General features: G+C 43.1%; 14 protein-coding genes and 1 pseudogene. 4 read left to right on the top strand and 11 right to left on the bottom strand.

The genetic code is table 11. The features are described 5' to 3' along the window. The 8 genes from OGM63_RS10505 to psaA form a co-directional block, all read right to left on the bottom strand. Positions 1-2309 (bottom strand): glycoside hydrolase family 65 protein (locus OGM63_RS10505; RefSeq protein ID WP_263745471.1); only part of this gene is annotated, 2309 nt, incomplete at its 3' end. A 189-nt stretch (positions 2310-2498) separates the two neighbouring features. Then, on the bottom strand, positions 2499-4907 hold the full coding sequence (locus tag OGM63_RS10500) for a sucrose synthase (protein WP_263745470.1): 2409 nt from the start codon (positions 4905-4907) through the stop codon (positions 2499-2501). 611 nt (positions 4908-5518) lie between these two features. Continuing rightward, positions 5519-5782 (bottom strand): hypothetical protein, encoded by a 264-nt coding sequence (locus OGM63_RS10495; protein WP_263745469.1) that lies wholly within the window; start codon positions 5780-5782, stop codon positions 5519-5521. A 92-nt stretch (positions 5783-5874) separates the two neighbouring features. Next, positions 5875-6021, bottom strand: a complete 147-nt coding sequence (locus tag OGM63_RS10490) for a hypothetical protein (RefSeq protein ID WP_263745468.1) — start codon at positions 6019-6021, stop codon at positions 5875-5877. Between the two features lie 64 nt (positions 6022-6085). Beyond that, positions 6086-6343, bottom strand: coding sequence for a GMC oxidoreductase (locus tag OGM63_RS10485; RefSeq protein WP_263745467.1), 258 nt, complete (start codon positions 6341-6343; stop codon positions 6086-6088). A gap of 58 nt (positions 6344-6401) precedes the next feature. Continuing rightward, on the bottom strand, positions 6402-6632 hold the full coding sequence (locus tag OGM63_RS10480; RefSeq protein ID WP_263745466.1) for a hypothetical protein: 231 nt from the start codon (positions 6630-6632) through the stop codon (positions 6402-6404). A 288-nt stretch (positions 6633-6920) separates the two neighbouring features. Further along, positions 6921-9146 carry a photosystem I core protein PsaB gene (gene psaB, locus OGM63_RS10475; protein WP_263745465.1) on the bottom strand — a complete coding sequence of 742 codons (2226 nt, stop codon included), beginning with the start codon at positions 9144-9146 and terminating at the stop codon, positions 6921-6923. A 132-nt stretch (positions 9147-9278) separates the two neighbouring features. After that, positions 9279-11537, bottom strand: coding sequence for a photosystem I core protein PsaA (gene psaA / locus OGM63_RS10470; protein ID WP_263745463.1), 2259 nt, complete (start codon positions 11535-11537; stop codon positions 9279-9281). 561 nt (positions 11538-12098) lie between these two features. On the opposite strand from psaA, the gene OGM63_RS10465 reads away from it, so the two are divergent. Next, positions 12099-13511, top strand: a complete 1413-nt coding sequence (locus OGM63_RS10465; RefSeq protein ID WP_263745462.1) for a hypothetical protein — start codon at positions 12099-12101, stop codon at positions 13509-13511. A gap of 496 nt (positions 13512-14007) precedes the next feature. Next, entirely contained in the window at positions 14008-18024 is a 4017-nt protein-coding gene (locus OGM63_RS10460) for a type I polyketide synthase (RefSeq protein ID WP_263745461.1), read from the top strand. Between the two features lie 226 nt (positions 18025-18250). On the opposite strand, the gene gntT is transcribed toward OGM63_RS10460, so the two are convergent. Further along, the gene (gene gntT, locus OGM63_RS10455; protein ID WP_263745460.1) at positions 18251-19624 is read right to left on the bottom strand and encodes a guanitoxin biosynthesis MATE family efflux transporter GntT; all 1374 of its coding nucleotides are present in this window, start codon (positions 19622-19624) and stop codon (positions 18251-18253) included. A 266-nt stretch (positions 19625-19890) separates the two neighbouring features. Then, the gene (gene glsA / locus OGM63_RS10450; RefSeq protein WP_263745458.1) at positions 19891-20799 is read right to left on the bottom strand and encodes a glutaminase A; all 909 of its coding nucleotides are present in this window, start codon (positions 20797-20799) and stop codon (positions 19891-19893) included. A gap of 871 nt (positions 20800-21670) precedes the next feature. Between glsA and OGM63_RS10445 the strand changes: the two genes are divergently transcribed. Further along, positions 21671-22459 carry a hypothetical protein gene (locus OGM63_RS10445; RefSeq protein WP_263745457.1) on the top strand — a complete coding sequence of 263 codons (789 nt, stop codon included), beginning with the start codon at positions 21671-21673 and terminating at the stop codon, positions 22457-22459. Between the two features lie 84 nt (positions 22460-22543). After that, positions 22544-23629 carry an aromatic ring-hydroxylating dioxygenase subunit alpha gene (locus tag OGM63_RS10440; protein WP_263745455.1) on the top strand — a complete coding sequence of 362 codons (1086 nt, stop codon included), beginning with the start codon at positions 22544-22546 and terminating at the stop codon, positions 23627-23629. Positions 23630-23677: 48 nt separating this feature from the next. Here OGM63_RS10440 and OGM63_RS10435 read toward each other — a convergent pair. After that, positions 23678-24262: pseudogene (locus tag OGM63_RS10435) on the bottom strand (RNA-guided endonuclease InsQ/TnpB family protein); the annotation flags it as partial. Positions 24263-24388 lie beyond the last annotated feature (126 nt).

The raw sequence follows: 24388 nt of genomic DNA, 5'->3' as shown, positions 1-24388 counted from the left end.
GGGGGGGGGGGGGGGGGGGGGGGGGGGGGGGGGGGGGGGGGGGGGGGGGGGGGGGGGAGAAATTCCTCTTTGTCTCCCCCTCCCCGTGTCCCCATGTCTCCTTGTCCCATTTTCGGCTCCAAGTCGAATTCGTGTGATTTTCCACGCCATTGCAGCTTGAATTTTAAGCGTGTCCAACCTGGGGGTAGGTGGGGGTTGGCTACTGGTTGATTTTCGTGCAGTTGGATACCACCAAAGCCGAAAACTACGGCTTGCCAAACTCCACCAGCACTAGCTCCATGAATTCCATCAGCTGCGTTGCCGCGCACATCTTCTAAATCTACCATTGCTGCTTGCATAAATCTTTCGTAAGCTTCGGCTGTTTTGCCTAAGTCTGAGGCTAAGATTCCGTGAATGGCAGGACCTAGGGATGAACCATAAGTAATGTCGGTACGAGGTGCGTAGTAGTCCCAGTTTTTCTCTAAATTTTCTTGGTTGTAGGGAAATTCCTGTGATTGCCGCATTAAATAAAGGAGCATTAAGACATCTGGCTGTTTGAGGACTTGCCGTTTATTGGCGCCTTCGATGGTTAAAATAGCTTGCATGGAACGAGTGCGCGGTTCGTATTCTTGCAAGTTAATGTCTTCTAACTTGAAAAATCCTTCGCATTGCTCGATTAATTTGGTTGATGCGTTGTAGGGAATCCAGATATTTGTGATGATATCTTGCCAACGCGATCGCCTGCCTGGAGTTAATTTTAATTTCTCTTCTAATTCAGTCGCGCGATCGCTGTTATTTTGACGCAGCCAATCTTGAACTATGATGGCTTTTTCCAAATGCCATTGTACCATCCGATTGGTGAAGGCGTTGTTGTGGACGAATTCGTGATATTCATCGGCGCCTATTACCCCGCGAATTTCGTATTTTTCATCTTTGGTGTTGTACTCAACTCGGCTTGCCCAAAATATGGCGGTGTCTAAAATAATCTCGGCACCGTACTCTTGCATCCACTCGTCGTCACCTGTGGCTTGCCAATAATACCACACGGCGTAGGCGATATCTGCACTGATGTGAATTTCGCGATCGCGGCACCAAATTCGCACGTCTTCACCGTAAGGATCGTTAGGTAATGCCCAACGCGGGGTAACTTCGTCACCAGTATCGGCACTTTCCCAAGCGAACATCGCTCCTTTATAACCGTCATGGGCTGCTTTGCGTCTGGCTCCATTTAAGGTATGGTAGCGGTAAGTTAGCAAGTTTCGGGCGATGTTTGGTTGGGTGTAGGTGAAGAAGGGCAAGAGAAAAATCTCCGTATCCCAAAATACATGACCCCGATAACCAAATCCTGAAAGTGTTTTCGCGGGAATACTCACTTTCTCATCGTGTCGAGGAGCGGCGATGAGCATCTGAAAGATATTGTACCGCACTGCGAATTGCGCTCTCCTGTCTCCTTCAATTACAATGTCATTTTGTTGCCAAACTTCATCCCAAGCTTTTTCGTGAGCATCGAGCAACTTGGAGTAAGAAGGCAATTGAGCGAGTTTTTCTTGAGCTGCTGCGATAGGATGCGCTACTTCTCGCGATGTAAAAACTGTAATTATCTTTTCTAAGGTGACTGTCTGTTGGGCTGTTGCCTGGAATTTGGTATTTAAGGTAGGATAACCGGGAGCGCTGGTAACAAGCATAGATGCATCTGCCCCAGATAGTGTCATCCGTGCTGCGAGACTGATTTCGATGCGGGAGTTGCGGGTACGACGATATAACCAAATTCCGTTGTCAATATTTCCTTGATCGAGTGCTTCCCAATGGTTGAAGCCTTGATTTTCTGGATAGCCGTTAATGCTAGCTTGAATTTCGATTAATCCATCGAAATCGACTGGGGTAATTTGGCAACGCTGGGCTAAGACATGTTGATCGGAATAACTAGCAAAGCGTTGAAAACTCAAGTCTATGGTTTTTCCGCTTTGAGTGCGCCAACGTATTTTACGGTTAATTAGTCCCTGACGCAAGTCAAGTTGGCGATCGTAACTTAATATTTCTCCTTGATCGAGACGAAAGCGTTCTCCATCAACAATTACAATCAGTGGTAGCCAGTCGGGGCAATTCACAAGTTCAGTGTAAACTACTGGCACACTATCGTAAACACCATGAATTAATGTAGCTGGTGATGCTTGGGTATACCCTTCTTCAAAGGTGCCCCGTGTTCCTAGATAACCGTTGCCGATGGTGAAAACTGTTTCTCTGTGGGGAAACTTGTTAAAATCAACTTTGGTTTCGATTAATGTCCAGTCTGTATAAATAAAATCTTGAGAATTACCTGTTGTATCCATTACAACTGCCTTGGTTGAAGGACTATTTATTCCAAATTGAAAAAAATTATTTTCTTTACCGGAATTTTTAAGAGGGGGAAAGAGTAAAGCGAAAGGGGGAAAGGGGGATGGAGTCATTTAAAATCAGTCGAAAGAGCTTGAAAATATTTCTTCCTTTACCCTTTACCCTTTCCCCTTTCCCCCTCTTTTTCATCGATGCATATGCTCGTCTAAGATTGCTTCTGCTCTGGGCTTATAAACTAAATGGAAGAGAGTTTCCATGTAGCGAAGCAGAGCTTCACGATTTTCACGGGATACAAAGTTCCAAAATGTATATATTTTAGCTAACAATAACAACTGATTGCTGTGTAAATGCCAGTTGTAGTTGTTACGAACTCGTTGGATGACCCATTCAGAGATTTTATGCCAATATTCGGGATTCGTTTCGCATTGGTCAATAAAGTTCAAGATTCGCGTTGCTGTCCCCTCTAAGTCGGTAGGATTGATCTGAAATTCATTGTCGCGATCGCCGACAATTTCTGCGGCTCCGCCAAATTGAGTAGCGAATGTTGGTAAGCCAGAAATCATCGCTTCGAGAATTGTGAGTCCGAAGGCTTCAAAGTGAGCAAAGTGGACAAAAATCCCTTGGTGATCGGCGATCGCTCTATAAGCTTCGGCGAGGTCAACGCTTTTCAGGCGCATTCCCAACCAGCGGATCTTCCCATTTAAATTATACTGGTTAATGATCTCTTGGAGTCTTTCAATTTCTACGGCTTCTGCTGGGTTGGTGGCTGAGGAAGCATGTAAATTACTTGTAAGGATAACCAAGTTACAACGCGCTTGTAATTCCTGGCTTTTGCCAAAACATTCTGCCAAACCGGTGAGGTTTTTCACTCCTGTCATCGGAGCAACTGCAAGAATTATTCGTTTGTTAGGGTCATCTAAATTACCAAATATTTGCGGGTCTTCCTGGTGAAATAATAGCTCCCTAACTCGTTTAATAACGGTTTTATCTCGGTCTTCGACTTGACTGAATGGAAAGAATATGTTCTCGTTTACTCCGGGTGCAACCATGTTGAATTTGGGACTAAACAAATCAATTCCATTCACCACATGATACAATTCCGGCATGGTAAAGCACTTATAGGACTCATACTGTCCTATACTGTCGGGTGTACCGACAATTTCTTGGTAGGACGAGGTGACGATAAAATCGGCAGCATTCATGCTAATGATATCGGCGGTATATTGCGCGGAAAAATGATATTGTTTTTCTAGGTCTTGCCAATAAAGGTTGCTAAATAAATGTTTGGGTTTTTCTAAGGAGTGGGCAATGTGGCAATGAGCGGCTTTCAGACGACGAGCAAGAAGAAAGGCTACTAAGTTTCCGTCGCTGTAGTTGCCAATAATTAGATTAGGGGTTCCTTTGAATTGAGCTAACAGTTCTTTTTCTGCGTCATTGGCAAATGTTTCTAAATAAGGCCAAATTTCATATTTAGAAATCCAGTTTTGAGTAACTTCAAGATTAAATTCACCGAAAGGAACGCGCAAAATCCAGCCGTTTTCTGTTCCTAAGAGTTTTTCTACGCGTAATCCGCACTGGGTTCCTTGGCAGTTGGGGATAAGCCGGGTAAGAATAATCACTTGGGGTTTAATGTTTAGCAGGTCGAGTCCGGCAAGTTGAATTTCTGCTTGCAGTTTATTTTCTAAGCTGCGAGCTTGTTCTAAGACGTAGACGACTTGACCCATTGTCTCTGGTCTTCCTAAAACGTCTTCTTGACCAACCCACCCGTGTATAGAAACGAGGACGACGCGAAAAATTGCGGGAATCCGGGAAACGAAGGCTTCGAGGATGGGTGGTTCTGGGTTTTCAAAGAGTCGTTCGAGGAGTTCGAGGGTTTCTTTGACGCGGGAAGCGGTGTTTCCCCAACCTGGTTCAAAGCCGATTTGTTGAAAGTCTAGGTGAAATTTGTCGTATGATTCGTCAGGTTGGCGATCGCTAACTAATTTGATTGCTTGTTTAATTTGTTGAGATAATTCGGAACCGGAATGAATGCGATCGTTGATTAACAACGGGATGCCGTCATATTCCCGTTTTTGTAAAACATCATACAATACATCTAACCAGTACTGGCGATCGGTTAATACTTGACTGCATAAATAACGGTTAAGGAATGTTAGACCTTGACCAATGTTTCTTGGGTCGCTGATATTTGGGGAACCTTCATAAAAGGGATGGGTGTCTATTTCCAGAATGTTTGCTTGGTAACGGTTAACCAAGCGATCGCGCACATCTAACAATGCTTTTGGCTCTTGAGACTCGAAAGTCATGTTTGCCTCAAGTCGCCAAATTTCTTGGCTAGCGATTCTCGGTCGGACAACAAACCAAGTATTTTCTTCTTCGATAATCATTTCATGGGTGTAGTGAATTAACTTCCCCAAAGAAGAAGAATGGTAAAAATACGCAGGTTTTTGCGATTGCTCACAGTAGTCTGCAAACGCTGAAAGAATTTCATTTCTCAAGAAGTATCCCTTCTCTGAGACATTTAATGCAAAGACCAACTGACGTAAAGCTGTTTTCTCATCACTGTTTAAAACAGCTTGAAATAGTTCATGCATGGCGAATTCCTGAACCTAGCGTTTGTCAACTGAAGGATGAAGTATGTTCGCGTAGCCTAGGAGTGGAGGAGAAGGATAAAGGATGAAGTTAAGACCTTACAGATGATTTATCTTTCATAGTTTTTTAGTTTCAGGCTTTATCCTTCATCATACTTCATTGGTACAGTTGCTCAAATGTTTGTTTGATTTTTTTATTATAAATAAAAGTGAAAGTTCACCGCTTATAGTCAAGGGATGAAACGGGAAAATATATATTTTGATTACAATTATTTATTTATATTTACAAACTAGTGGAGTAATTCGGAAAAAAGTGACCAGCCAACATCTATAAAAAGTCCTGGGGTATCGAGGATCTAGAAAACAAGGCTGGTCACTTTTTTTGCCCTAATGTACTAGTAAATATATATTCTGTTTTATTAATGTTAATTAATAAAAATATCGCAGTTCCACCGGAACGTCAATACAATTGTAAGTAATTTACTGGTTGACTTTTATGCGATCGCTTTTTCTTTAATACAAATAGCAGCCAACGAGTTGCCTTGGCTGCTTGATTCTGTAAATTGGTAATAAATATGGCAATAACGAGTCTGATAATCCAACCTAATAATTATTTATTGAATTATTAGCTGGTGCACTTTATTAAGATGCGAATACGTATCTGAATGCAAGTAACCAGTAACCACTTCTCTTAGCTTCAATGGTTTATTAGCTTTACACCAGAAAAAGTCATCTGTTGTTTTTTTTCCGACTCGGATGATGAAGTAGCTTTTATCACCATCATCTTTTGCCACAACAACAAAACTTTCCTGTGGTTTCCTAAAATCGACTTTCAAGTGTTTAATCATAAAGTACAACCAGTTGTAGCCTACACCCATGAAAAGAAATATTCGCTTTCAATTCAACAACAATATAAGCTATATTCCAAATGAGGAAAACACGTAATCTTTACTGATAAAACAAGAAAAAATTAAGTAATAATACTGATATTTGCTTTAGGAAGCTTGAAAAATCTCTGTTTCCCAGTCCAAGCATTCAAGCGTCCCCAAATGGACACCTCAAACCTTGATTTTTCGACACTTTTTAGGCGATCGCGTTTTAATTTAAATTCGGACACAGGAAAAGCGCAAATGCTGCTAATAGCGTTTGCGCTCTTAATTTTGGCGTCTTCAATAATGCGACTACTTGTCAGTTACAGCAGCTGTCTGAAGTAGGTCGGTTGTAACATTCTCTGACTTAGCAGCAAACTGGGTTTTCACACGATCTGCCAACCGGATTGCGAAAGCGATAATAGTTAGTGTGGGATTAGCGTAGCCTCCTGTGGGGAAAACAGAGCTACCGGCGATGAATAAATTTGATATGCCGTGAACTTGACAATTTGCATCGACTCTAAAAGCCTCTAAAGCTTCAGTAAACGTGTTTATGGGAAGAATTATCAATTGATAAATACGTCCCCTTTTTCAATAAGAAGCACAAATTAATTGGACTTTGAGTTCCTCACGGCAAGTCTGCCTTTCGTAACATCTCTGATGCTGTTTCTTCATCGTAGATTTGCGTTAACAGTCCTGGTAACCAGTCTGTTTTAGCACCTATATTGTGAGCCTTATGCTGTTGCCAAAGCTCCAGAAAACCATACACTTGCTCATCAAGGTTTGGGATTCTCCGACGAACTTCATCCATAAACTCCTGAGTACCACCAAGTAAACCGTGATATTCATGAGAAGTCATGATCCCCCATTTTCCTGAAGGTGAGTAAAGAACATTCAGGACTTACGCATTGACAGGAAAAACTAAATATGGGGTATGGATTTCAGGTATTAAATCTTGAGGGAGCGACACTTTTTAGGCGATCGCTATTTATAAAGAAATCGCGGTATTTTCCTTAATGCACAAGATAACAAATTTGTACAGTCCGTAAGTCCTAAATTGTTCGATCAGTCAGGATGATACAAAAAATCCCCCGCCATTTGGTGGGGGATTTTAATTATCTACCTACAACACTACAGGAAAGCTGAATTAACCAAACTTACCAGCAGTAGAGGCAATGAGGAAGGCTGCGTAAGTTAAGACATAGCCAACTGTGAAGTGAGCTAAACCAACCACACGACCTTGAACGATGGACATAGCAACGGGCTTGTCTTTCCAGCGAACTAGGTTCGCTAAAGGAGTGCGCTCGTGTGCCCAAACTAAAGTTTCAATCAACTCTTGCCAGTAACCTCTCCAAGAGATGAGGAACATGAAACCGGTAGCCCAAACTAAATGTCCAAAGAGGAACATCCAAGCCCAGACAGACAAGTTATTCATGCCGTAGGGGTTGTATCCGTTAATCAACTGAGCGGAGTTAGCCCACAGATAATCGCGGAACCAGCCCATCAGGTACGTAGAAGACTCATTAAACTGAGCGACGTTGCCCTGCCAGATACCTAGATGTTTCCAGTGCCAGTAGAACGTCACCCAACCAACGGTGTTCAATGACCAGAATAGAGCCAGGTAGAACGAATCCCAACCAGAGATATCGCAAGTACCGCCACGACCTGGACCGTCGCAAGGGAAGGCATAGCCGAAGTCCTTTTTATCGGGCATCAGCTTAGAACCACGGGCATCCAAAGCACCTTTGACCAAAATCAAAACAGTGGTGTGGATAGCCAGCGCAAAGGCATGGTGTACTAAGAAGTCGCCAGGACCGATGGTTAAGAATAGGGAGTTGGTGCTGTTGTTAACTGCATCCAGCCACCCTGGTAACCAAACATTACCGTAGTTGGGCCAAGCCGTGAAGGCAATGCTATCAGGGTTAGACAGCAAGGTGTTTAAGCCGTAGAGCACTTTACCGTGAGAAGCTTGGATGAACTGGGCAAACACCGGTTCAATCAAGATTTGTTTCTCAGGTGTTCCAAAAGCTACTACTACGTCGTTGTGTACGTACAAGCTTAAGGTGTGGAAGCCTAAGAAGAGAGATACCCAGCTCAGGTGGGAGATAATCGCTTCTTTGTGCTTCAGCACGCGGTCAAGTACGTTGCCCTTGTTTTGTTCGGGGTCGTAATCACGTACCCAGAAGATGGCGGCGTGAGCAAAAGCACCTGTCATCAAGAATACAGCAATGTATTGGTGATGGGTGTACAGCGCTGCCTGTGTTGTGTAATCCCTAGCGATAAACGCGTAAGGAGGCATAGCGTACATGTGCTGCGCCACCAAGGAGGTGATGGTTCCCAACGCTGCCAAAGCCAAAGACAATTGGAAGTGCAGGGAGTTGTTGATGGTGTCGTACAACCCTTGGTGAGGTAGGTTGAACTGACCTTCGGTTTTAGCGCCAAAGAAGTTTTTGGCGTTCAGCATTTCTTTGATGCTGTGACCAATACCGAAGTTAGTGCGGTACATGTGACCGGCGATGATGAAGATGACAGCGATCGCCAAGTGGTGGTGAGCCATATCGGTCAACCACAGCGATTCGGTCTGAGGATGGAAACCACCCAAGAAAGTCAGAATCGCAGTCCCTGCACCAGTAGATGTACCAAACAAATGCTGTGCTGTATCGGGGTTAGCAGCATAAACACCCCAGTTACCTGTAAAGAAGGGTGTTAAACCTTCTGGGTGAGGCAGGGTGGATAAAAAGTTATCCCAACCCACGTGCTGTCCGCGAGATTCGGGGATCGCTACGTGAACTAAGTGACCTGTCCAAGCCAAAGAACTAACACCAAACAAACCAGCTAAGTGGTGGTTTAGGCGAGGTTCAGCACTCTTAAACCAAGAGAGGCTGGGACGGAACTTGGGCTGCAAGTGCAACCAACCTGCAAACAGAAATACTGCTGACAATAGCAGGAGGAACACTGAACCCATATATAGGTCATTGTTCGTCCGCATCCCGATGGTGTACCACCAGTGGTAAACACCTGAGTAAGCTATGTTAACTGGATTGCTGGCACCACCTTGGGTAAAAGCTTCGATGGCTGGTTTACCGAAGTGTGGGTCCCAAATCGCATGAGCGATCGGGCGGATATGAAGGGGATCTGTGATCCACTGTTCAAAATTACCTTGCCAAGCGACGTGAAATAAAAGGCTCGAAGCCCATAGGAAAATGATTGCCAAATGACCGAAGTGCGTAGCGAAAATCTTTTGGTAAAGATTTTCTTCTGTCATGCCATCGTGGCTTTCAAAATCATTTCCCATAGCCATCGCATACCAGATCCGACGTGTAGTCGGGTCTTGTGCGAGATCCTGGCTAAATTTTGGAAATTTTGTTGCCATAGGTGTGATAAATCCTCTGACCTTTAGCCATCAGCTACTGGAGTTAGGAGTAGTAGTTAGGAGTTAGGAGTTAGAAGTTAGGAGTTAGAAGTTACTCTTAACTCTTAACTCTTAACTCTTAACTCTCCCTTGCTACCCTATTGAAAGTATATGTGCGTGGAAGAATGCCCAGGTGGTAACAATTCCTCCTAAGAGATAGTGAGCCACCCCAACAGCACGACCTTGAATAATACTCAAAGCGCGAGGCTGAATTGATGGTGCTACTTTCAATTTATTATGCGCCCAAACGATGGACTCAATCAGTTCTTGCCAGTAGCCGCGACCGCTGAACAAGAACATCAAGCTGAATGCCCAAATAAAGTGACCGCCTAAGAAAAGTAGACCATAAGCTGACAGCGCACTGCCGTAGGAGTTGATCACTTGTACAGCTTGTGCCCACAAGAAGTCACGCAACCAGCCGTTGATTGTGATGGCACTTTCGGCGAAGTTACCACCAGTGAGGTGAGACACAACTCCATCGCTGTCTACCGTCCCCCAGACATCTGATTGCATTTTCCAACTAAAGTGGAAAATTACGATGGAAATGGTGTTGTACATCCAGAATAAACCGAGGAATACGTGATCCCAACCGGATACCTGACAAGTACCACCACGACCTGGACCATCGCAAGGAAAGCGGAAGCCGAGGTTTGCTTTGTCTGGAACCAGACGAGAACCGCGAGCAAACAGAAATCCTTTTAACAGAATCAGGACTGTGACATGAATTTGGAATGCGTGAATGTGGTGGATCATAAAATCCGCCGTACCCAATGCGATCGGCATCATTGCCACTTTACCGCCTACAGCCAAAATTCCGCCACCGAAAGCATAGCTAACAGGTTCTAGAGCATTGGGAGCAGTACCGCCAGGTGCTAATGTGTGTATGTTTTGTACCCACTGAGCAAATACTGGCTGTAATTGAATTGCTGTATCTGAGAACATGTCTTGGGGACGACCCAAGGCACGCATCGTGTCGTTGTGAATGTACAATCCAAAGCTGTGGAAGCCGAGGAACATACAAACCCAGTTAAGGTGAGAGATGATTGCATCTCGGTGACGAAGCACCCGATCCAAAACGTTGTTTCGGTTCACTACAGGATCGTAATCCCGCACCATGAAGATGGTGGCGTGAGCCGCACCGCCTACAATACAGAAGGCTCCAATCCACATATGGTGGGTGAAGATACACAACTGTGTCGCGTAGTCGGTTGCCAAGTACGGATACGGTGGCATCGCGTACATGTGGTGTGCCACGATGATTGTTAGGGAACCCAGCATTGCGAGGTTTGTTCCTAACTGAGCGTGCCACGAGGTGGTCATGTTTTCGTAGAGACCTCTGTGACCATCGCCTGTGAAGGGACCTTTGTGGTTTTCGAGGATCTCTTTCATGCTGTGACCTATACCCCAGTTGGTACGGTACATGTGACCAGCAATGATGAAGAGAACAGCGATCGCTAAATGGTGATGAGCAATATCACTCATCCACAAGCCGCCAGTTACCGGGTTCAGACCCCCTTTGAAGGTCAAGAAGTCAGCATACTGACCCCAATTCAATGTGAAAAATGGCGTTAAACCATTGGCAAAGCCGGGAAACAACTCGATCAATAAGTCTTTGTTCAGGATGAACTCGTGGGGCAAAGGTACGTCTTTTATCGACACACCTGCATCCAAAAGCTTATTAATCGGCGCTGATACGTGGATGATGTGACCTGCCCATCCCAAAGAACCGCAACCCAGCAATACTGCTAAGTGGTGATTCATCATCGACTCCACATTCTGGAACCATTCCAGTTTGGGAGCGCGTTTGTGGTAGTGGAACCAGCCAGCAAACAGCATTAACGCTGCCATCACTAAGCCGCCGATGGCGGTGACGTACAACTGGAAGGAGTTTGTAATACCCCAGCCACGCCAGATTTGAAACAAGCCTGAGGTGATTTGGATACCGTGGAAGCCACCACCGACATCACCATTCAAAATATCTTGTCCCACAATAGGCCAAACGACCTGAGCACTTGGCTTAATGTTCAAGGGGTCGCTTAACCAGGCTTCGTAGTTGGAAAACTTCGCGCCGTGGAATATCATCCCGCTCAACCAGATGAACACTACGGCTAGGTGCCCGAAGTGTGCTGCAAATATTTTGCGGGATACGTCTTCTAAATCACTGGTATGTGTATCAAAGTCGTGGGCGAGAGCGTGCAGGTTCCAAATCCAGGTGGTGGTTTTTGGCCCTTTAGCAAGGTTCTTGTCGAAGTGACCTGGGGTCGCCCACCTTTCAAAGGAGGTAGGAACTGGGTCTTTATCGACTATTACTCTTGCCTTTTTCTCCTCTCGCTCTGGAGGACTTATCGTCATTCAGACCCTCCTCTCTTAACAAGGATGTGAGGAATCATTTAAACCACTTGTTGTCTTCTTGACTAAGTTGTGCTTAGTCTGATGCTCCAGATATATCTGATAGCAGCGGTGAAGACAAAGAGTGGAGATTGCTTTCTGTTGAATTATAAAGTCTTATCTCCCACATTGTTGAACACAAGTTAACAATAATTAAAAAACCCTGGAGTAATTGTGGAATCTGCTTTTTCCCTCAAAACAACTTGTCCAAAAGTCAATAGCTTCTTCATATAACTTACAAACGATAACAATTCGGAAAATTTATCCACAAACAAGACGCAGTAAGCATTTTCGCTCTGTTCGCCTTTGATTTGTATATGTTGGTCTTTTAAATAAAGGTAACTACCATATTTTGCGGAAATTGCTATTAATAAATATTTGTGATAAATATGACTAATTTGGAAAAATAACTGATATAGACCTAAAAAAATCAGATTTGCAGAAAATTTCACCTTTTGGGCTATGGTTCCAAATGCATGATTTGCGCCAAAATCAGTTGTTGAAGACTAAAACTAGGTGGAAGTCATGAAGTTGCGGACAACAGCAATAGCGAAAATAGAACCTAGGATCGGTATCCTCAGGTGGCTAATAATTGTTTTACTGGTATTGAGTATTACTAGTTGTGGCGAAAAAGTCGTAAGCCAAGAAGTGTCTGCTGGACACAAAGAAAAGCCGCAACAGATTTCTCGGCAATTCTCTGAAGTTTCCCCACCAGCGGCAATTCAAGAACTGCGAGCGTCCTTAGAAGTTTATCAACCGCAAGTAACAATAGTTACTCCCCAAGCTGATGAAGTTCTCCAAGACGACAAAGTTACAGTCCGTTTGCAAGTTAAGGATTTACCAATATTTCAAGACCCAAAATTCAATCTAGGACTGCATTTAAATGTAATTGTTGATAATGAACCCTACATAAGTGTTTACGATCTGAATCAACCGCTGGTTTTACCAGACTTATCTCCAGGTACTCATACTTTGCGCGTCTTTGCTTCTCGTCCTTGGGATGAAAGCTTTAAAAATGCCGGTGCTTACGCTCAGACAACATTTCACATCTTTACGAAAACCGACGATAACAATCCCGATCCGGCACTACCCCTGATAACCTACAACCGTCCTCAAGGCATCTATGGGGCAGAACCAATTCTACTAGACTTTTATTTAACTAATGCGCCTTTGCACCTCGTTGCTTCATACAATCCCAATAATCAAATTGCTGATTGGCGCATTCGTTGCACAATTAATGATGAAAGCTTTGTTCTCGATCGCTGGCAGTCTATTTATCTCAAAGGTTTTAAACCTGGTAAAAACTGGGTGAAGCTGGAATTTCTCGACGATCAGGGAAATGTTGTGAAAAATGTCTTCAACAGCACAATCAGGCTGATTACCTACGAACCTAAGGGTAAAGACACTCTTTCTAAAATCGTTAGAGGTGAACTTTCAGCAGAGCAAGTTCGCTCCATTGTAGACCCCAATTATACTGCTAAATCAACAACGGCTGAACCAATACTCACACCAGCAGTTGAAACAACACCCCAAACTAAGGTAGAGGAACCTGTTACTGAGTCTGAATCAATCCAGCCAAGACAAGTTGAACCTCAACCAAAGGAAACGCAAACTAAGGAACTAGCCATACCGCAACAATCCCCGCAACCAGCAAAATCAGGCGGTTTTTTCAATCGTCGGACACCTAAGATTCCCACTTTACAACCACCTGTGACACCATCTCCAAGTGTATCGCCAACATTACCAGAAGTTATCGAGCCAAAACCTGAACCACAATTAGAGGAAACGCCAACTCCGCAGTCAACCACTTTACCAGAAAAAATCGCTCCCAATCCGCAAGAACCGGAATTAAAGGGAGATTTCAATGATGCTTCTCCATCTTTGAATTTGCCGCTAAATCAGCCGGAGTTGTCAGCACCATTATTAGATAAAGGCTAAAAAAGCTATTAGGACTAGCCCTTTCAAGGTGGTGAAATTCGGAACGAAGATTGGTTATTTCAACCTTCAAAAAGCCCAAAATCTGAGCGGAGAATTCAAGATGGTAGCACTTAAACAACGTATCTTCGTTTGTCACCTTGAAAGGGCTAGTCCTAAATACTTGACGTTCAGATTTAACTTGAATTATAGTTGCGAGTCCTCGCCAAGGACGAATATTATCCAGTGTTTGACAAATACTGACATGACGTTTTTCTACTCGACCATGCCCTTTGTTTATTTGCTCATCAGTAGATTCTGGTGTAAAATTTGCTTTGACATCTTTAAATAGATAAAGTCTAGAACTGCTGATTTCTCGTTTATGATGTTATTGTTTCATGACTCAATTGTCAATATTATTGAGAATGCCACATTTGAAATCTGACACTTAGCTCCTGCCGTCTTGCAACAAGTATTATTGTTTATATAACTTAACACTAAAACTAAAACTATCGATAATATGGATAAATTGGGGGATTTCGTCGCTGTCATCGGTATATCGTGTCGGTTTCCAGGAGCTAGAAGCTATCACCAATTTTGGGAAAATCTCAAACGAGGTGTAAATAGCATAACGGAGATTCCCTCAAATAGATGGAATTCTGAATCCTTCTATTCTCCTAATCCTGAATCTCCTAATAAGACTATTAGTAAGTGGGGTGGATTCATTGCAGATGCTGACAAATTTGATGCTACATTCTTTGGTATATCACCCCGAGAAGCTACACTGTTAGACCCTCAGCAGAGGCTCATGCTGGAGCTGGCTTGGACATGTTTAGAAGACTCAGGGTATGCACCGTCAGAATTATCAGGAGCTAATGTAGGTGTTTTCATAGGTGTATGTAATTCTGACTATAAAGAATTATTAGAAAAGAATCTAGATAACATTGAGGGGCATATATCAACAGGCACTTATACAAGCATCATCCCGAACCGGCTCTCTTATTTTTTCAATTTCCGTGGGCCTAGTGTGGCTGTGGATACGGCTTGTTCAAGTTCACTTGTAGCGATTCATAATGCTATATACTCTCTCAAAGAAGATGAATGTGAGATGGCACTAGTTGGTAGTGTCAATATACTTTGTACCCCCACATACTATATCTCCTTTAGCAAGTTAGGCATGTTGTCACCTCAGGGGCAGTGCAAAACCTTTGATGCTGAAGCAGACGGCTATGTAAGAGGTGAAGGAGCAGGAGTCATCCTATTAAAGCCGCTCAGTCGTGCAATTGAAGATCGAGATCATATTTATGGTGTAATTAGAGGAAGTGCTATTAATCATGGTGGTAGAGCCCGAACTTTAACTTCTCCTAATGCTTATGCGCAATCACAAGTAATTCGTAGTGCATACAAAAAAGCCAATATTTCACCCGACACAATTTCTTACATCGAAACTCACGGTACAGGTACACCGTTAGGTGACCCGATTGAAGTTAATGGCTTAAAACGAGCGTTTACACAACTGTATCAACAGTATGAAATGGAGCCAAATAATGAACCTTATTGTGGATTAGGTTCAGTCAAGACAAATATTGGACATTTGGAATCAGCTTCAGGAGTTGCTGGGGTCATCAAAGTATTACTAGCAATGAAGCATCAGGAACTACCAAAAACTATCAATTATCAGCACTTGAATCCACGGATTAAATTGGATGATAGTCCTTTCTACATAGTCGAAGATACAAAATATTGGGAACAGTTAAGGACAAAACAGGGAGATATCATTCCTAGACGAGCTGGGGTAAGTTCATTTGGGTTTGGTGGTGTTAATGCTCATATAGTTCTGGAAGAAGCACCAGCAAAAGAAGTTAAGTCACCGTTGTTTGAACGTTCCTATCAGTTATTAACTCTTTCTACAAAAACTAAAGCAGCTCTGGCGGAACTGGCTCAAAGTTATGCAAATTTCTTAGCAACTAATGCAGATTTGGAGTTAGCGGATATTTGCTTTACGGCTAATTTGGGGCGATCGCACTTTAAGCATCGCCTGGCTCTGGTAGCTGAATCTATCCCGCAGTTAAGCAAAAGTCTATCATCTTTCAGCTTGGGAGAAGAAGCTATCGGTGTAGAGAGTAGGATATCGAGTCAGCAGCCAAAAATTGCCTTTCTCTTCACAGGACAAGGGTCACAATATGTAGGAATGGGACGTTTGTTATATGAAACTCAGCCGACCTTTCGTGATGTATTAATTCGTTGCGAGCAAATCCTGCAGCCCTATATGGAGATCCCCCTACTCTCCTTACTCTATCCTCAGACTGAAGAAACATCTCCCATAAATGAAACCGTCTATACTCAAACAGCCCTATTTGCTTTAGAGTATGCACTCTACCAGTTGTGGATTTCTTGGGGCATCAAACCAGATGTGGTGATGGGTCATAGTGTAGGGGAATATGTAGCTGCTTGTGTAGCAGGAATATTTAGCTTAGAAGATGGTTTAAAGCTAATTGCCCAGCGGGGACGCTTGATGCAGAGCTTGCCATCGGGTGGGGCTATGGCAGCTATCATGGATGATGAGGCGGAGGTGAGATTGGTAATTGCACCTCATGCACAACAAGTGGAGATCGCCGCCATCAACGGTTCACAAAACACAGTCATTTCTGGAGATGCCAACCTGCTGCAAACCATTTGTCAGACCTTTGCAGACCGGGGAGTCAAGGCAACTCCACTGCAAGTATCCCATGCCTTCCATTCATCCCTAATGGAGCCAATGTTAAAGGAATTTGCCGAGGTAGCTAATCAAATCACCTACAATCAACCCCAAATTCCATTAATCTCAAATCTCACAGGCAACAGAGCAGATGAGAGGATCTCCACAGCAGACTACTGGGTAAGTCATGTCTGTCAACCAGTCAAGTTTGCCAAAAGCATGGAGACCTTACACCAAGAAGGTTATGAAATCTTCCTAGAGGTTGGACCTAAGCCCATATTATTAGGCATGGGAAGGCAGTGTTTACCAGAAGGAATAGGGACTTGGTTGCCCTCTCTACGGGAAAGTCAAGCAGATTGGCAGCAAATGCTCCAAAGTTTAGCAGAGCTATATGTTAGGGGAGTCAAAGTTGACTGGTTAGGTTTTGACCGGGATTATGCCCGCAAGAAAGTAGTATTACCCACTTATCCCTTCCAACGACAACGCTACTGGATTGAAACTAACCACAATTCTCAAAAGAAACAGTATTTGCCCAAAGGCAAAAATATCCATCCCCTCTTAGGTCAAAAACTTAATTGTGCGGGAGAACAAGAGATTTTTGCATCATTCATTGGAGAAGATACTCCAGCCTATTTGGGATTGGCAGGTATGTCAGAAATCTTATCTGAACAAGCAGTGATTGTAGCTCAATCATCTCCAGCAGATGAAGTATCTGGCTCGGAATTTCTGTTAAAGTTGGAGTCGGCTACGTTTGGGGAACGTCGTTCCCTATTAATAGCTCATGTTCGTCATCAACTATCTATAGTGTTAGGCATTAATCAGCCAGAATCTATTTCATTAGAAACGGGCTTCTTCGACCTAGGGATAGATTCTTTGATAGCAGTCGAACTGCGTAATAAGCTACGTTCTGCTACAGGGGTGGAACTGCCAGTGGGAGTTCTGTTTGACCATCCAACGATTAACCAGCTAGCCAGCTTTCTCCTCGATAGAATTGCACCACAGTCCAACCAACAAAACGTCCCAATCGAGTCATCAGTTACGTCAAAACAGGATGCGTTGGTTGAGGTACAGTCTTTTGCACTCACCAAGCTGGGATTGTCCCCTGCCTCCCACCCCTTACATCTTCCTCCATGGACGGTTCGACCCGCAGTAATGACAGATGTAGCAAAACTAAGCCAGCTTGAAAGGGAGGCGTATGGCTGGATCGGAGAAGAGGCAATTGCGCCTCCCTTTCTCATCGCTGATCGTATTGATTTGCTCAATAGTGGTGATATGCCATGGTTCTGGGTAATGGAGCGTAATGGGGAGTTGGGCGCGTGGCAGGTGCTACAGCCGACATCTGTTGATCCATATACTTATGGAAGTTGGTCTGAAGTAACTGACCACGGTAGATTGCAAGTAACGTTCGACCCGACTGGTCGCAATGTATATATTGTTGCATCTGGATTTAGCAAGCGCTTCCCCACGGTAGCCAGCTACTTAATGAAGCTTCAGACTTTGTTGATGTTGCAGGAAAATGGACGTGACACAATCTTTACCTGCCTAGCAATGCCAGGTTATGCCAAGTACCACAGTCAAACAAGGAAATCACCCGAAGAGTACATTGCCATGACTGACAAGGATGGCATACCCATCGATGAGTTTATTGCACTTTTTGTCTATGATTGGCCTGTGATCCCATCGTTTCGTGTTCTGCGAGATGGTTACCCACCTGACCGAGATTCTGGTGGTCATGGAGTTAGCACAGTTTTCAAGCTGAATGGTTTCGATGCTTGCATCGAAGAGACATGTCGTCGCATTATCCACCATGCCCATGCGCTTGGTCTAGAAAAGGAGTAGCTGCATCACTGTGGGCAATCCAGTTGTACCATCGCTAACTACTAGTTCCACCGCATTTACGTCTAATCCTCTAGTAGTCTGTCAATAAATAATCGAGGGATACACGGATAGGGTAATCTATAGATACCCTTTTTCAATTTAGATGTGATGCCGAAGAAAAAATACATATTCTCTTTATTTCCTCCTTTCCTTTTTGGCGAAAACTTCGTGACAATAACATTTTTTATTACGCTCCTTCAGATGACTTTGACCTTGATTCCGTAACATTAGATACGAAAGTTTGAACTACAAAACTTTGCAATTGTAACCCAAGAACTACCAACTTTGTGATCACCGACATAGATAGAGCAAACCATAAAATATGATTGTTATGATAATACCCTGCCATGATTGCTAGGGGTGCAAATCCTAACATTGCTCCGCTCAAGGAAGCATTACGTATGCCTGCCCCTAAGCCTAAACCTGCAAAGTACCCATCTAGTATTAGAGAAACTGAAAACAATTCCAGTACAAAGAATAACCAAGGAAGATAGCTTCTAAGAAGCGAAGTTACTTCGTCGTGATTGGTTAATAGACCAAAGACTATCTCAGGAAAAAGAATACACACAAGGGCACAAATCAATCCTACCTGTAGACTGCTTCCTAACGTTACCTGCAATAGGGGTAATAACTGCCCATTCGCTTGTTGTCCTTTAAATTTTCCGCTCAAAGTCTCTGTAGCAAATCCTATTCCCTCAAAAATATAGATGGAAATTAACAATACTTGTAAGAGTAAGGCATTTTCAGTCAAGACAATAGTCCCCATTGCAGAACTCAGAGCCGTGAAAATGATCAAGACAAACATATTAGCTGAAGACCTAATGAAGAGATTAATATTGAGGGTAAAAGCCGCTTTAAATGCACTTGCATTCCAAAATTTTTTAACTGCATTTGGAGCTTCTTCCCAGTCAGTTTTAAAACTTGCTAAAATTATGCCTACTACTAACATAAGATACTGACTAATTGACTGGGATGTTCCTGCTCCTGTGCTTGCCCAGTCCCAATGGACAATAAACAGGTAATCAAACACAATATTTGCCATATTACCCACTACTGACATCAGCAACACATAGCCACTCATCTCCCGTCCGAGAAACCAGCCAATTATCACTAAATTGAGGGCAACAGCAGGTACTCCCCAGATTCGGGCACGGAAATAGTCAATACCTGATGCATTAACCTCTAAAGTCGTATTCATGATGCCAAACCAGAATTGTTGCAGAGGATATTGGAATAATAGAAGCAGTCCACCTATACCCAGCGCAATCAAACCATTTCGTAGTGCAACTAGCAGCATCTCCTCACGGTCATCTAGTCCAACCGCTTGCGCTGTTACTCCAGTGATTCCCATCCGTAAAAAGCTCATAAGGGAATATATTATGTTAAACAGGGTAGCACAGAGAGTAACTCCTGCTAGATGATCTATTTTGCTTAAATGACCCAAAAAAGCTATGCTGATTGTTCCGGCTAGCGGCTCCATGAGGTTCGAAAGCACATTGATGAGTGCTAGTCGCGAAAAGCGAGAGAGGAAGTTGTATTGCTTTGGGAGAGTAATGTTCATAAAAAAAGTGCAAATTGCAGACTGCAAATAGTGATCTGATTAGGACTTACGCATTGACAGGAAATACCAAATGTGTGGTATGGATTTCAGGTATTAAACCTTGATTTTTCGACTGTTTTTAGGCATCGCTATTTATCAAAGGATAATTGATCAAAGCCTGAAACGACGTCTAAACGTCAATGCACTCTTATAAGAAATTTGAGAGCGTGCGTAAGTCCTAGCTATAACTTTTGCTTGTATTTAGCACTTTAGCGCTTAAGCGCTAACTACAGTAGACTTAAGTGTAAATTTTCAGATAATGCTTCGATAAAGGCAAGTCCGGCTACAGAATTACCTACACTGTCTAGGGCGGGACTGTAGGTGGCGATCGCTCCCTGTTTTGGTACTATTGTTAAAAGCGCACCGCTAATTCCTGATTTCATCGGTAATCCGATCCGGATGCTATATTTGCCAGATGCTTCATACAATCCACAAGTTAACATCAGGGCATTGACACAGCGGCGATTTTGTGGTAGTATAACTTCGAGAAAAGATAAAATTTTTCCAAAACAAGCTAAGTCTTCAACTGTGCCAGACAGACAGCAAATCTGTTCGTAAGTGTCTAGAGCAGTTTTAACATCATCTATATATCCAGATAAAGCAAGATATTGAGCGATCGCCTGATTGGTTTGAGAATTAACTGAACGTACTGAAGCTAACATGGCTTCATCCAGCTTGAAGTTACAACCTGCTAATTGATTGAGCCAGTGACAAAATTTTTGTGTGCGATCGCTTGGATTTTTTCCTGGTAATTTATCAGCAAGAGTAATTGCACCACTATTAATCATCGGATTGCGAGGAAATCCTTGATCGCTAATCAGTTGCGTGAGAGAATTAAACGGAGCATCTGATGGCTGAACCCCAACCCACTGAAAAACTGTTTCCAATCCCAGATGTTCTAGCAGATATAATAGTGAAAACGGCTTAATCGCGCTCATCAACGGAAAAACACAGTTTGTATTGCCTGTACTGTAAGCTTGTCCTGATTGACAGCAAATGTGAACCGCAAAGTAATGAGGATCGATAACAGCTAATTTAGGAATGCGGTTAGCAACTACTCCCTGATTCACGTGAGTTTTGGCTTGTTGTACCCAGGTTGCTAACTCGGTGGTAGTTAGTGTTTCCAGTTTTTTCAAAATTTATATCGGGTTTGGAATGGTGAATAGGGATAATTACCAATAGACATCTCCACAAAAGACGTAGAGACGTAGAGACGTAGAGACGTAGAGACGTAGAGACGTAGAGACGTAGAGACGTAGCAATGCTACGTCTCTACAATGGTTTTGGGTAACGCATAGTTAATTTTCACAAGAAAAACGCGGGTCGAGAGGATACGCCACTTGACTTTAGGCAGTGGAGGAAACACGCCACCTGTGGTTTTAACCACCGTGGAAAATGATAAAATTGAAGTGTGAGTAGGAATAATCATCTACGTGTTGAAGTGTTTTGACTCGTAGTAACCCCTGATTTACCTCGCACCCGCACAAGTTGCGACTCTGGGTAAACAAGTAATGGGAAAACATGAAGCGTACCGAACTGGCAAGTGATGAACTCGGAAAACAAATAATTAAATCTTAAGTAAGTGCAATTGCAATACCTCTCGTGCTGGTAATTGTTTTGAGCGTCTAGGGGGATATTTGACTATCCCTTTTAAGCAAGTCTTAGAGAATCTGCGTGTATAAGTGACCGCAGAGTGTCAATCCGATCATATCTGCTAACCCCCAAGCGAGTTTACCAGATATGATGCAAGGCTGGAATGAAATTCGCGCTGGGTATAAACCCCGTCTTTAAAGAGGGGGGAGAGCGTTGTTATTTGCGGAATATGGGATGTAACTGATACTTAATAAATCGTCACAAAATCTCAATCAAATTCAATTTTGGAGAATAACATGGCAATTTTAAAATGGTAATGCCAGAGATGAGTTTTTGACACATAACTTTATAATTACATTAAACAAATGATTACAGTTCATATAATAGAGCGACGAAATTTGTTTTGATGAAGCAATGAAAAGCCGACTGGTTCAGACTGAAGATTTATCACCAGAAGATAGGGAAGCTATGTACTCGCTACTTAGCATTTATTTTGAAGGTGTAAAACGAGATGTTTTTGACACAGACTTAAGCCAGAAAAACTGGGTAATTCTGCTCAAAGATGAAAAAACAGATCGGCTGCAAGGTTTTTCTACTCTGCTGATGTATAACACCGAGTTTGAGGGGGAAAAATTAAGTGTAGTCTATTCTGGAGACACCATAATGGACCCAAGCGGTTGGTCGAGTTCTGCGCTTTCTCGGTGTTGGATAACCTCGGTGAATCAGCTTCGGCGTGATTATGCTCAGGGTAAACTATATTGGCTGCTCATTTCTGGGGGATATCGTACCTATCGTTTTCTGCCGATTTTTTGGCGCGAGTTTTATCCGCGATATGATGCAGTTACACCAGTTTATATTTCCTGGTTGATCGAGTTTCTTGCAGGCGATCGCTTTGGCGAATATTATGACACAAAAGCCGGAATAGTCCGCTTTCCTCATCCCCATGTGCTGCGAGACTGTCTGCGGGGGATTCCCCCAGAAAGACTGCAAGATCCTCACATCCGCTTTTTCCAGCAACGTAACCCCAATCATCTCCAAGGTGCCGAACTCGTCTGCTTGACAGAAATTTGTGAAGAAAACCTGACAGATGCAGGGAGAAGAATGTGGTTCGCTAATTCCCCTGTTCAGCAGCAGCAACAGTTTCCAGCAGAATGGGGGATAGAAAAAAATACTCCTCATTTCAAACCAGCGATACTCTTTTAGAGTCGCTTTGCGATCGCAACATTTTGAGAACTATTAAATTGGGAATTATATATCAGCTGCTTCACCAGAAGCGAAAACCTCAACATGAATATCAACTCGCAGATTTTTAGCGCAAGAAGCCAAAAAAAGACTTTCAATAACCCACAGCGCTTTATCGAGGGGTGGTATTGGGTATTACCCTCGCGCAATTTAAGGAAGGGTGAGGTAAAAGCTGTTACAGTTCTCGGTCGCGAACTAGTTATTTACCGAGGTCAAGATAAAAGAGTAATTACCTTTGATGCCTACTGTCCACATATGGGTGCTCATTTAGCAGAAGGCAAAGTTGAGGGTAATGAATTGCGCTGTTTTTTCCACAACTGGAAGTTTGATGCTGATGGGATTTGTGTTGATATCCCCTGTTTGGGAGAACCGCTGCCGATGAAGTTGAAATCTTGGCACACGGCAGAGAAATATGGGATGATTTGGGTTTGGGCTGGGGAAACTCCACACCAACCGTTACCCTTTGTCCCGGAATTGGAAGAGGAAGAATGTTACAGCGCTTTAGGTTCTCGTTTCATCAAAAATTGTCATCCGAATGTGGTGATGATTAATGCAATTGACGCTCAACACTTCAATACAGTTCACAATTTGCCCTTAGAAATTGTTTTTCACAAAGACGAACTGAATGAGAATGCGATCGCTTTCAGCAACACTACACGGGGTGGTGAAGATTCGTTTTTCATCAAGTTGATTCGTCCATTCTACAAAAACGCCGTCACCTACAACATGTGTTATTGGTATGGTAGTACGGGTACAGTTACAGTTGGACCCGACTTTTTGCACTTCCACATCATGTTTACCCTGCGGATGACCCAAGGAGGAAAAGCGGAAGGTCAAACTTTGTTCATTACGAAAAAACGCAAAGGTCTTTTCGGTTGGTTATTTAATAGAGTTGTGCTATCACTTACAAAGATGGTGGGTAACTACTTTGCTAAAGGTGATACGAAGATTTTCCAAACAATTAAGTTTGACATGAGAACCCCGATCAAGGCAGATCAATCGATTATGCAGTTTATCAATCATGTGGAAAGACAGAAAGCTTTATCTTGGGAAACTTGGTTAGAAGCGCGATCGCGTGACATAGAAAGTAGCGATCGCTCAAAATGGCGAGATGAAATGACTAGTGACTGATAATTGTATTGACACTCCCCGCTCGCTCAGAGACGGGGATTCTTGAATCTAAGACATAACTTGCTCAAGCAGGTTTTCACCAACTAGAGTAGAGGTTTCATCTCCCCAAGCGTTGCCTACATCTAGTGCAGAGGTTCCGATATGCCCTACCGTACCCAAGGAGCGAAATAGTATGTTTCTAGCTGCGTTTTCATCTCTATCCATCACACAACCACACTTACAAACGTGCGTTCTAGTAGATAGTGTTTTCTTAACAATGACTTTGCAACTAGAGCATTCTTGACTCGTATATTGCGGATTAACCGCAACCGTGACTCGTTTGAATACTTTCCCAAAGTACTCAACCCAAACACGAAACTGATACCAAGATGCGTCATTTATAGACTTGGCTAAACAATGATTTTTCACCATATTTTTAATCCTCAAATCTTCGTAGGCTATCAAGTCGTTGGACTGAACTACGCACCGTGCCAATTTCACAGCATGGTCTTTACGTTGCCTACTTATTTTGAGGTGGTGTTTTCCTAAAATATATCTAGCTTTGCCTCTATTATTTGAACCTTTTGCTTTTTTAGATACTCGACGTTGAGAACGCTTAAGACATGATTCACCTTTACGCAAAAACTTAGGGTTCTGCTATATAAATCCTAGACAAGTCTAGACATTTACTTCTTACTTCAACGGGAGCATGGGAGCGGTTATCCCTCAGTAAGCTTTCACGATGAAGCCAACCGTGATAAGTTAATTGCCGCGTTTAAA

The sequence above is a fragment of the Plectonema radiosum NIES-515 genome, assembly GCF_025753815.1.
Lineage (GTDB): Bacteria > Cyanobacteriota > Cyanobacteriia > Cyanobacteriales > Nostocaceae > Hassallia > Hassallia radiosum_A.
Note: the sequence above shows the minus strand (reverse complement) of the source record. Positions and strands in the feature narration are given on the sequence as shown.

Excerpts from the sequence above, each read along its gene's own strand:
- OGM63_RS10500 (WP_263745470.1), bottom strand. The coding sequence starts at position 4,907 with ATGCATGAACTATTTCAAGCTGTTTTAAACAGTGATGAGAAAACAGCT.
- OGM63_RS10495 (WP_263745469.1), bottom strand. The coding sequence starts at position 5,782 with ATGGGTGTAGGCTACAACTGGTTGTACTTTATGATTAAACACTTGAAA.
- OGM63_RS10480 (WP_263745466.1), bottom strand. The coding sequence starts at position 6,632 with ATGACTTCTCATGAATATCACGGTTTACTTGGTGGTACTCAGGAGTTT.
- psaB (WP_263745465.1), bottom strand. The coding sequence starts at position 9,146 with ATGGCAACAAAATTTCCAAAATTTAGCCAGGATCTCGCACAAGACCCG.
- psaA (WP_263745463.1), bottom strand. The coding sequence starts at position 11,537 with ATGACGATAAGTCCTCCAGAGCGAGAGGAGAAAAAGGCAAGAGTAATA.
- OGM63_RS10465 (WP_263745462.1), top strand. The coding sequence starts at position 12,099 with ATGAAGTTGCGGACAACAGCAATAGCGAAAATAGAACCTAGGATCGGT.
- OGM63_RS10460 (WP_263745461.1), top strand. The coding sequence starts at position 14,008 with ATGGATAAATTGGGGGATTTCGTCGCTGTCATCGGTATATCGTGTCGG.
- gntT (WP_263745460.1), bottom strand. The coding sequence starts at position 19,624 with ATGAACATTACTCTCCCAAAGCAATACAACTTCCTCTCTCGCTTTTCG.
- OGM63_RS10445 (WP_263745457.1), top strand. The coding sequence starts at position 21,671 with ATGAAAAGCCGACTGGTTCAGACTGAAGATTTATCACCAGAAGATAGG.
- OGM63_RS10440 (WP_263745455.1), top strand. The coding sequence starts at position 22,544 with ATGAATATCAACTCGCAGATTTTTAGCGCAAGAAGCCAAAAAAAGACT.